Here is a 7,362-nt window from a genome sequence, read left to right on the forward strand (position 1 = left end):
TGCACCCTAAGAGCTAGTCACATAAAGGCTTTGATAGTTGTCGGAGATGTCTATTAGGCGGAATCGGATGTTTGGCAATATGACAATGGACTAGCTCAAGTATGTCTGTGGTAGAAAACGGTAGTTGTCCGGTGAGCAGTTCGTAGAACGTCACGCCCAGCGAGTAGAAATCAGTCCGGTAATCGAGCAAACGGTTCATCCGCCCTGTTTGCTCTGGAGATAAGTATGCAAGTGTCCCTTCTAATACATAAGGGTTTTTGAAAGTCGGATTTGTGCGGTTAAATTGGGTGGCAATTCCAAAGTCAATAATTTTGACAACGCCAGTATCCAGATTGAGGACTATGTTTCCAGGGTTGATATCTTTATGAATGATATTAGCTGCATGGATTTTGCCTAGAATGTCTGTGAGGGCGATCGCTAGACTTAGAAAACTGGATAAAGGCATGGGGCAAAAAATATCTGGGCGCTTATGCATCCATTGCTCTAAGGACTCTCCCCCAAAATCTTCTAAGATAATTACTAAAGTGCGTTGATAGTCCTGCTGGCTATATGCTTTGATAACTCCTTCTACATTTAGGGAGCTGGTAATTTTATATTCCTGTCTGTAGCGAGTCAATTCTTGAGGTGAGGGATAATCAAGCTTTAGCATTTTGATGGCGATCGCCACTCCATCGTCTCTAATACCTCGATAAACTAGAGAATTAGAACTTTCATATATCTTGTTTTGAATGGCAATACCAGGTAGAGCAATCATAGAGCAACTCTTAAGACTATAATCTGGCATACCTCAAACTATACAGCAATTCTCATTTCGAGAATAATTACTTGCTGTTTGGTAATCGATAATAAATTTGATGAAATAAGGTACTGATAACTAAACTCTAATTTCAGCCTCCAAAACACTCAATAATTTCTCTTCCACAGCCGTTAAATAAGGCCGATTCACCTTCCCCAATGACTGCAACAGATTTTTAACTGTCTCCTCCAGCCCACTCGAATACACCCGACTGATGCGATCGCTGATTTCTTTGATCTGCTCACATTCAGCAGGCAAGTAATCGTAAGACTTCATGTGCTGCAACCCAACGGCATACTCGCCATCCCACATCCTCACAGTACAGCTAAACTCATTCACTGCGCTGACAATTGCCCAACACCCACCTTTGCTCCTCAATCCTAGATTGTCCAAGGTTGTGGACAGACACAAGATATCATTGCTCAAGCTCCCAATCCTCAATCACCAGTCCATTGACGCGACTAAATTCTCTCGTGTTGTGCGTGACTAATATTAAGTTATGTGTCAAAGCAATTGCAGCTATTTGGAAATCATTAGGGCTTATTGGAGTACCTTTTGCGAATAATTCTGCACGAATTCTACCGTAACTCAGGGCAGTAATATCATCAAAAGGTAGCGAAACAAATTGAGAAACTGCTGTTGTCGAGCTAAAGTAATTTGGGGATTATTACTTTTCATCGCACCATAAAACAACTCTGCCTTTACAAGTGAACAGACAGCAATCTCTTCTACATTTGTTGACTGTAAGCGTTCTCTAATTGCCAGTGACCTACCATTGAGATAACGAGCGCAAACATTGGTATCTAATAAATACCTCACACAATTTCTTCCCTTGTCTCAAAATTACCTTCAAAATCAATCACAACGTCAAATAAGCCCGCTTCAGCTTCCCCAACGACTCCAAAAACCTCTGCACCCACTCTTCCAGCCCACTCGAATAAACTTTAAAGGGTGACAAGAAGCTACAGAGATTGTTGAATAAGGGATAGAGTGTGCAAGCCGCGCTGAAAAAAGAGATGTTTATGAGACTTGAGGTCATTCAGCTAAATCAGTCCATAATTCCATTAATTACTTTTAAGTTCAACAAAAGTGTAAAGTCTTATCGTTTGCTATTTTGTCGCACTCGGATCATAGTAAAGGTGTTGATTAAGTTCAATTAACATTCAAAGTCAGGAGCGCTATGTCACAAGAAAAGTTTTTTGATGAAGCTCTAGAAGCACTATATAAAGCCGCGAAGGCATCTGCCAATTTTGTCGAAGCGGCATTAACCTCAAAAGATAGTAATTTTGACTCAGCTTATAAAGAGCGTTTAAAAGTAGCGCTTTCGGTATTGAAAATTACATGGTCTAATGAAGACGAAGATGAAGAATACGAAGAGGACGAAGAAGACGAATTACCCCACACACTAAGTAACAATTAGAGGACTTATACCAATTTTGAAGATGTATATAGTATCCCCTTGCAGCCCTTCTCATTCTAGTTACCGTTCGCAACCTATCCCATCCCTATCTCTATCAAACCCATGCGGATCTGGTGGCAATACCCTAAACCTTCTTTGGGTGATGTCTCGGCAATTCAAATCAGGGGAATTTGGAGGAATACAAAAATCCGGGTAAGAAGGGTCACAGTTATTCTGCTGCTGCGGTGAAGTCGGTTGTGTAGTTGTCTTTTTACGGCCTTTGCGGAAATCCCAAGGCATCACAGGATTCGACTGATTCCAGAAAGCTAAACGTTTTTGTTTAGCGTAATTTTCAGCTTGCAACAAGCTATTTTGAGACTCTGGACAGCTTTTTAGGTACTGGCGATAGACTACAGCCTGTCCCTCTTGCACCATGTTGACATTGATACTGCGATTGCCAACAAACACCTCTGCTACCAAACGTTTATACTTGTCGGTTTCAGAAGGGCGCAGAGTTACGGCTTGTCCTACTGGTAGCAACTGTTTGAGTCTTGCTGATGATTGCACTCCCCAAGGATTTTGTTTCATCTCTGGTGCATCGATGCAAGCTAACCGCACTGTTATAGTTTTGTTACTACTTCTGACACGTATTGTATCGCCATCGCCTACACTTACGACAGTAGCAGTAAGGTTGTTGGCAAATACAGGTAATGTTGTTTGAGCTAACAGCAGAGCGCCAACAGCAATCAAGCGAAAGTTAGATAACATCAGTATTAAAAGTTACTCTAAACTTTAGGGTTCCCAATTATGAGGCAATAATTAGCATTTATTAGAGTTCTGATAATCGAATCCTAAAAATAAACATTTAAGTTTTTTATCGTCCCACCTCATCAATATCCACGCTATGAAAATCGAACGATTGCTGGAACTCAAGCAAAAACTGACGAGTGTTGCAGACTTATCCAATATCTGGTTATTTTATATGGATAATTTTGCGGATCATCCTGAATTTACTGATCTGGGAGAGCCTACTTATAATGAATACCTAGATGGTGTCATCCAAAAAACTTGTGAGCAAATGTTTGGCAGAGCAGTAAAGATTACTGACTTTTTACCCATCTACATTGCAGAGTATGGTTTTTTTCACGCCCCTTTCCAAATTGAACGGCGTATTGGGGGTGTGATTTATTTCGATGATCTTAAAATTGGGTTGATTGCAGTGTCGCAAGATTATCCTCCTACTAATGTGGTTAAATATTCACGTTTTTCTGAGGTACTTCAATTATCAACACCTAATCATAACGATCTCAATTGAAACATGGGCAATGTATAGGAGGCTTCCAAGAAATGTTATTGCCAGAATTAATTATTTCTCCAGAAACGATAAGGGATTGCTCGTTTTTTTACAAAACCTAAAATACCGCGATCATAGTTAAAATGTTAGATAGATTCAGACAGCAACCCTGACATATCTAATACTTGCTCTGACCAAATACTAGCTTGCTCGGACAAACTTTTACGTTCGCTATCATTAGACCAAAGATTATCGAACTTTAATTTCCATTGTGCTATTTGAACTTGAATGTTCACCAATTCTTCGGCATACTCAGGTTCAATTTCTGCTGCTGTCCATTCGATAAAATACATAGTTTCATCTGCAACACTCTCAACAGCTTCTTTATAAGCGCTGTTACAAAATGTTCTAATCCTCGCTAAATTAGAAGCTATGTGTCCTAAGCGAGTTGATGTATTGTCACTTTGAAAACGTGCTTGTTTTTTATCTAATTTCTGGTTCATATCCACCTATCAACTTCTGAGCGATTTGTTTAACACGTTCTTTGATTTCTGGATCTTGAATAAGCATCGAGCGATTATTTTGACTGGGGCGAATGTTAATAATCGATTCATAAGCTATTGATTGGTCAAAGTGTGTCCAGTCAGCACCCCAAATATCTCGCTGTCTACTACAGTCTTCGAGCAATGCTGCTTCACAAAAAGCGTGTTTCTCTCCTCCCCCTGCTAATATCCCTCTTTCTATATCTACTGCTATTTTGATATATAGTTCCAAAGTTTGCAGCATTTGGTGAAATTCTTCCAATGTTGCTCTTTGCTTGATAATCAGTACTAAATTTCTACCCCTACCATGCATGATGAATTATCTAAAGCATTGTTGCATTAGTCTTTAATTTCAGTCTCCAGAATCCTTACGCAACTTCTCCTCCACAGCCGTCAAAAAAGCGCGGTTCAGCTTACTCAATGACTGCAACAGATTTTTGACCGTCTCCTCCAGCAAGTCGGAATATATTCTACTGATGCGTAGACGCTTTGCGGTGAAGCAGTTCAAGTCTTGGCGGTTCCCGTCGAGTTGAAACTGCTGAACCCGGAGGGCTTGCCGTCAGGCATCGCAAAGGAGCTCTGCATCTGCTCACAGTCGTTCGGTAGGTAATTGTATGATTTTAGGTACTGCAAACCAAGCGTGTATTAGCCATCTCAGGTTCTGACGGTGCAACTCATCATCCGTGACCGAACAATTCGCAATTCGCAATTCGCAATTGCGGACTCATTTAGGGTACAAGCCCCTGATTTTAATTATGAAATAAAACCAAACACGTAGTATCAATATTCAAGCCCCCAACTTCAGTTGTGGGGTGTTAATTGCGAATTGCGAATTGGTAATTGCGAATTGGAAATGACATTCGTGCTTATTCTCAGTTTTTGTGAACCGTTAGTTAACAAACAGCACACTAAACCAACCCACCCAAGCTTCAAACAAAACACCCTGCACCACCTCAAACTCAGCAATGAGTGCTGCAATTGAGCGCATTCGCAAGGGTAATGCTTGATTCTAATTGATCGCCTTTCAATACTGTCCTAACCAATAACTCAATGCAGACCAACGTTCCTAATCACCCGCCGCAGATAACCTCGAACTCCAACCGATCGCCTCTCAACAGTCGGTGTGCATTGGGATTGTTAGACTGCCAGTATCTCAGCCACGGCGCGCCGCCTCGATCATGGCGATGTCAATCTTTCGCATCGTCATCATTGCATTGAATGCGCGCTTGGCGGCAGCAGGGTCGGGATCGGTGATTGCTTCTGTCAGCGCCAGTGGCGTGATCTGCCACGACAATCCCCACTTGTCCTTGCACCAGCCGCAGTCACTCTCTTGTCCGCCATTGCCGACGATTGCGTTCCAGTAGCAATCCGTTTCAGTCTGGTCAGCGGTTGCGACCTGAAATGAGAACGCCTCGTTATGCTTGAACGCAGATCCTCCGTTGAGACCAAGGCACGGAATGCCCATTACAGTGAACAAAACGGTCAACACATCCCCTTCCTTCCCGGACGGAAAGTCACCCGGCGCGCGTTGCACAGCATCAACGGAAGAGTCTGGAAAGGTAGCGGCGTAAAACCGTGCCGCGTCCTCGGCGCTCCCGTCATACCAAAGGCAAACCGTGTTCTTTGCTATTTTTGTCATGTCGCTTCTCCATTGAGATTAGAATTTACCAGTACCGAGAGACTGCCTACGCAAAAAACAGAGCGTCCAAGCAGCTATAACATGGCGATCTCCAATATAGAACAAGAGTACTATGAGACTAAGAATCTTTCCACCCAACCATCTGTAAAGATTTTCAACTGTGTACTCTCCATCCCAGGTTCTGATATTGCAACTGAATTCGCCCACATAATTTACTATGCCCCAGCACACAGAATCTGACCGAATTTACTAACCCTTCTTCATTGCGATCGCTAAAAGCAACGGCTCGAATTGTAACTGCCTTCCCAATTACTCATTGGGAGTTCTCGTCTTTTGAATCATCTGTTGGATTGTTTCGGTTTCGCCAATTTCATAAACACTAATCAAACTATTCTCAATAGTAAAGATTTGCTGAATTGTTGCATCTGCAAGCAAATTGCCTTGCAAATCTCTGACGATTTGATGAACGGTAACGACATTTCGATTGTTTTCATCCGTCTCGAATTTTAAGGTTTCAAGCTGCACTTGAATAACCTTATATTGATTAGTCCAGTATTCGCGCACCGCGTCGCGTCCATAAACGAAACCGCCTGACACCCCGTTCGCCCATTTCACGTCCGGGTGCATCACCGAGATGATTGTTTCAATCTCGCCTTTGTTGAAGGCTTCGTATAAATTTTGCAGAAACTGTTGATTTGAACTCATAATTGTTCACCATCCAATACGAATGTCATTAAAACAACAAAGCAGCCCAGTGTGGGCATTCGTCGCGCCGTTGATGGCTGGAGAGTAGAACTTGTGGGTCTGTCATCCTGCAACCCCTTTCTATGTAATTATTTTAAGTAGCAGTGTGGAGGAGCAGTCAGCTACAAGATACCGCAAATTCGTTTTCTTCTACATACTGTTAGGATAAACCTAAGATTTTACACGCCAAATCGTGAGTTATGGAGCGAGTAACACTACCAGACGTTCTAACCCTCGAAGAAGCCTCAGTTTATCTAAGACTGCCCACACAAACAGTTGTGCATCAAACAATGCTTGGAAATATCCCTGGTCGCAAAATTGAAAATGACTGGAGATTCTTAAAAGTGGCAATTGACGACTGGTTACGTTCAAAAAGCGGTCGAGCTATTCTGCTTCAACAGGCAGGCACTTTAGCAGATGATGAGACTCTGGCACAACTGAGAGAAACAATTTATCAAAACAGGGAACGCCCTGAAGTAGATACGGAGTCGGTCGATTAATGTACTTGCTTGATACCGACACCCTGACTCATTTTTATGCTGGACAGTCAAATGTAGTTGAGCGATTGAGGTCTGTGGACGATCCAGACGTTGGCGTTACCATCATTACCAAAGGTGAAGTTTTGCGTGGACGGATTGACTATCTCCTCAAAGCTCAAACAGGTGCAGATTTACTCAAAGCACAGTCGCTTTTATTTCGCACTGAAGAACTGCTCAATCAACTTTTAATTGTGCCAGTCACTCAAAGAGCGGCAGAACAGTTTGACCGATTGCGTACCATCTCCAAACTACAGAAAATTGGACGAGCCGATTTGTTGATTGCTAGTATTGCTCTCTCCAATCAAGCTGTGTTGGTTACGCGAAACCTTCGCCATTTTAGACAGATTCCTGGTATGGCGTAAATAGAAGGTTCGTGCAACCAGGGGCAACCAGTCATTGAAATCATTGA

Annotated in this window: 10 protein-coding genes and 2 pseudogenes; 4 read left to right on the forward strand and 8 right to left on the reverse strand. The window is 42.3% G+C overall.

The genetic code is table 11. The annotated features are described in order from the left end of the window. Nucleotides 1–16: 16 nt before the first annotated feature. The 3 genes and pseudogenes from AC5JMK_RS10630 to vapC all read right to left on the reverse strand — a co-directional run. A pseudogene (locus tag AC5JMK_RS10630) lies at nt 17–754 on the reverse strand (serine/threonine protein kinase); the annotation flags it as partial. Nucleotides 755–874: 120 nt separating this feature from the next. Further along, nucleotides 875–1,222, reverse strand: a complete 348-nt coding sequence (locus tag AC5JMK_RS10635; RefSeq protein ID WP_495910040.1) for a hypothetical protein — start codon at nt 1,220–1,222, stop codon at nt 875–877. After that, nucleotides 1,212–1,615 (reverse strand): annotated as a pseudogene (gene vapC, locus AC5JMK_RS10640) (type II toxin-antitoxin system tRNA(fMet)-specific endonuclease VapC). The gene AC5JMK_RS10635 and the pseudogene vapC overlap by 11 nt, the downstream one beginning before the upstream one ends. Nucleotides 1,616–1,976: 361 nt before the next feature. Here vapC and AC5JMK_RS10645 point away from each other — a divergent pair. Further along, nucleotides 1,977–2,216 carry a hypothetical protein gene (locus tag AC5JMK_RS10645; RefSeq protein ID WP_495910041.1) on the forward strand — a complete coding sequence of 80 codons (240 nt, stop codon included), beginning with the start codon at nt 1,977–1,979 and terminating at the stop codon, nt 2,214–2,216. Nucleotides 2,217–2,276: 60 nt separating this feature from the next. Here the strand turns inward: AC5JMK_RS10645 and AC5JMK_RS10650 are convergent, their stop codons facing one another. Beyond that, nucleotides 2,277–2,963, reverse strand: coding sequence for a thermonuclease family protein (locus tag AC5JMK_RS10650; protein ID WP_495910042.1), 687 nt, complete (start codon nt 2,961–2,963; stop codon nt 2,277–2,279). A 136-nt stretch (nt 2,964–3,099) separates the two neighbouring features. Between AC5JMK_RS10650 and AC5JMK_RS10655 the strand changes: the two genes are divergently transcribed. Next, a complete protein-coding gene (locus AC5JMK_RS10655; RefSeq protein WP_495910043.1) occupies nt 3,100–3,510 on the forward strand; it encodes a hypothetical protein in 411 nt (136 codons plus the stop codon). 125 nt (nt 3,511–3,635) lie between these two features. On the opposite strand, the gene AC5JMK_RS10660 is transcribed toward AC5JMK_RS10655, so the two are convergent. From AC5JMK_RS10660 to AC5JMK_RS10675, 4 genes are all read right to left on the reverse strand, one after another. Then, complete coding sequence (locus AC5JMK_RS10660) at nt 3,636–3,992, reverse strand: hypothetical protein (protein WP_495910044.1); 357 nt, start codon at nt 3,990–3,992, stop codon at nt 3,636–3,638. Further along, the gene (locus tag AC5JMK_RS10665; protein ID WP_495910045.1) at nt 3,973–4,344 is read right to left on the reverse strand and encodes a DUF5674 family protein; all 372 of its coding nucleotides are present in this window, start codon (nt 4,342–4,344) and stop codon (nt 3,973–3,975) included. The genes AC5JMK_RS10660 and AC5JMK_RS10665 overlap by 20 nt, the downstream gene beginning before the upstream one ends. An 840-nt stretch (nt 4,345–5,184) precedes the next feature. Next, a complete protein-coding gene (locus tag AC5JMK_RS10670; RefSeq protein ID WP_495910046.1) occupies nt 5,185–5,670 on the reverse strand; it encodes a VOC family protein in 486 nt (161 codons plus the stop codon). A 309-nt stretch (nt 5,671–5,979) separates the two neighbouring features. Continuing rightward, nucleotides 5,980–6,375, reverse strand: coding sequence for a nuclear transport factor 2 family protein (locus tag AC5JMK_RS10675; RefSeq protein WP_495910047.1), 396 nt, complete (start codon nt 6,373–6,375; stop codon nt 5,980–5,982). 239 nt (nt 6,376–6,614) lie between these two features. Between AC5JMK_RS10675 and AC5JMK_RS10680 the strand changes: the two genes are divergently transcribed. Together AC5JMK_RS10680 and AC5JMK_RS10685 are read left to right on the forward strand one after the other, a co-directional pair. Beyond that, nucleotides 6,615–6,914, forward strand: coding sequence for a helix-turn-helix domain-containing protein (locus AC5JMK_RS10680; RefSeq protein ID WP_495910048.1), 300 nt, complete (start codon nt 6,615–6,617; stop codon nt 6,912–6,914). After that, nucleotides 6,914–7,315, forward strand: a complete 402-nt coding sequence (locus tag AC5JMK_RS10685) for a type II toxin-antitoxin system VapC family toxin (RefSeq protein ID WP_495910049.1) — start codon at nt 6,914–6,916, stop codon at nt 7,313–7,315. Before AC5JMK_RS10680 ends, AC5JMK_RS10685 begins: the two co-directional genes overlap by 1 nt. The last annotated feature ends 47 nt before the right edge of the window (nt 7,316–7,362 follow it).

It is taken from the genome of Pelatocladus sp., from assembly GCF_059505505.1.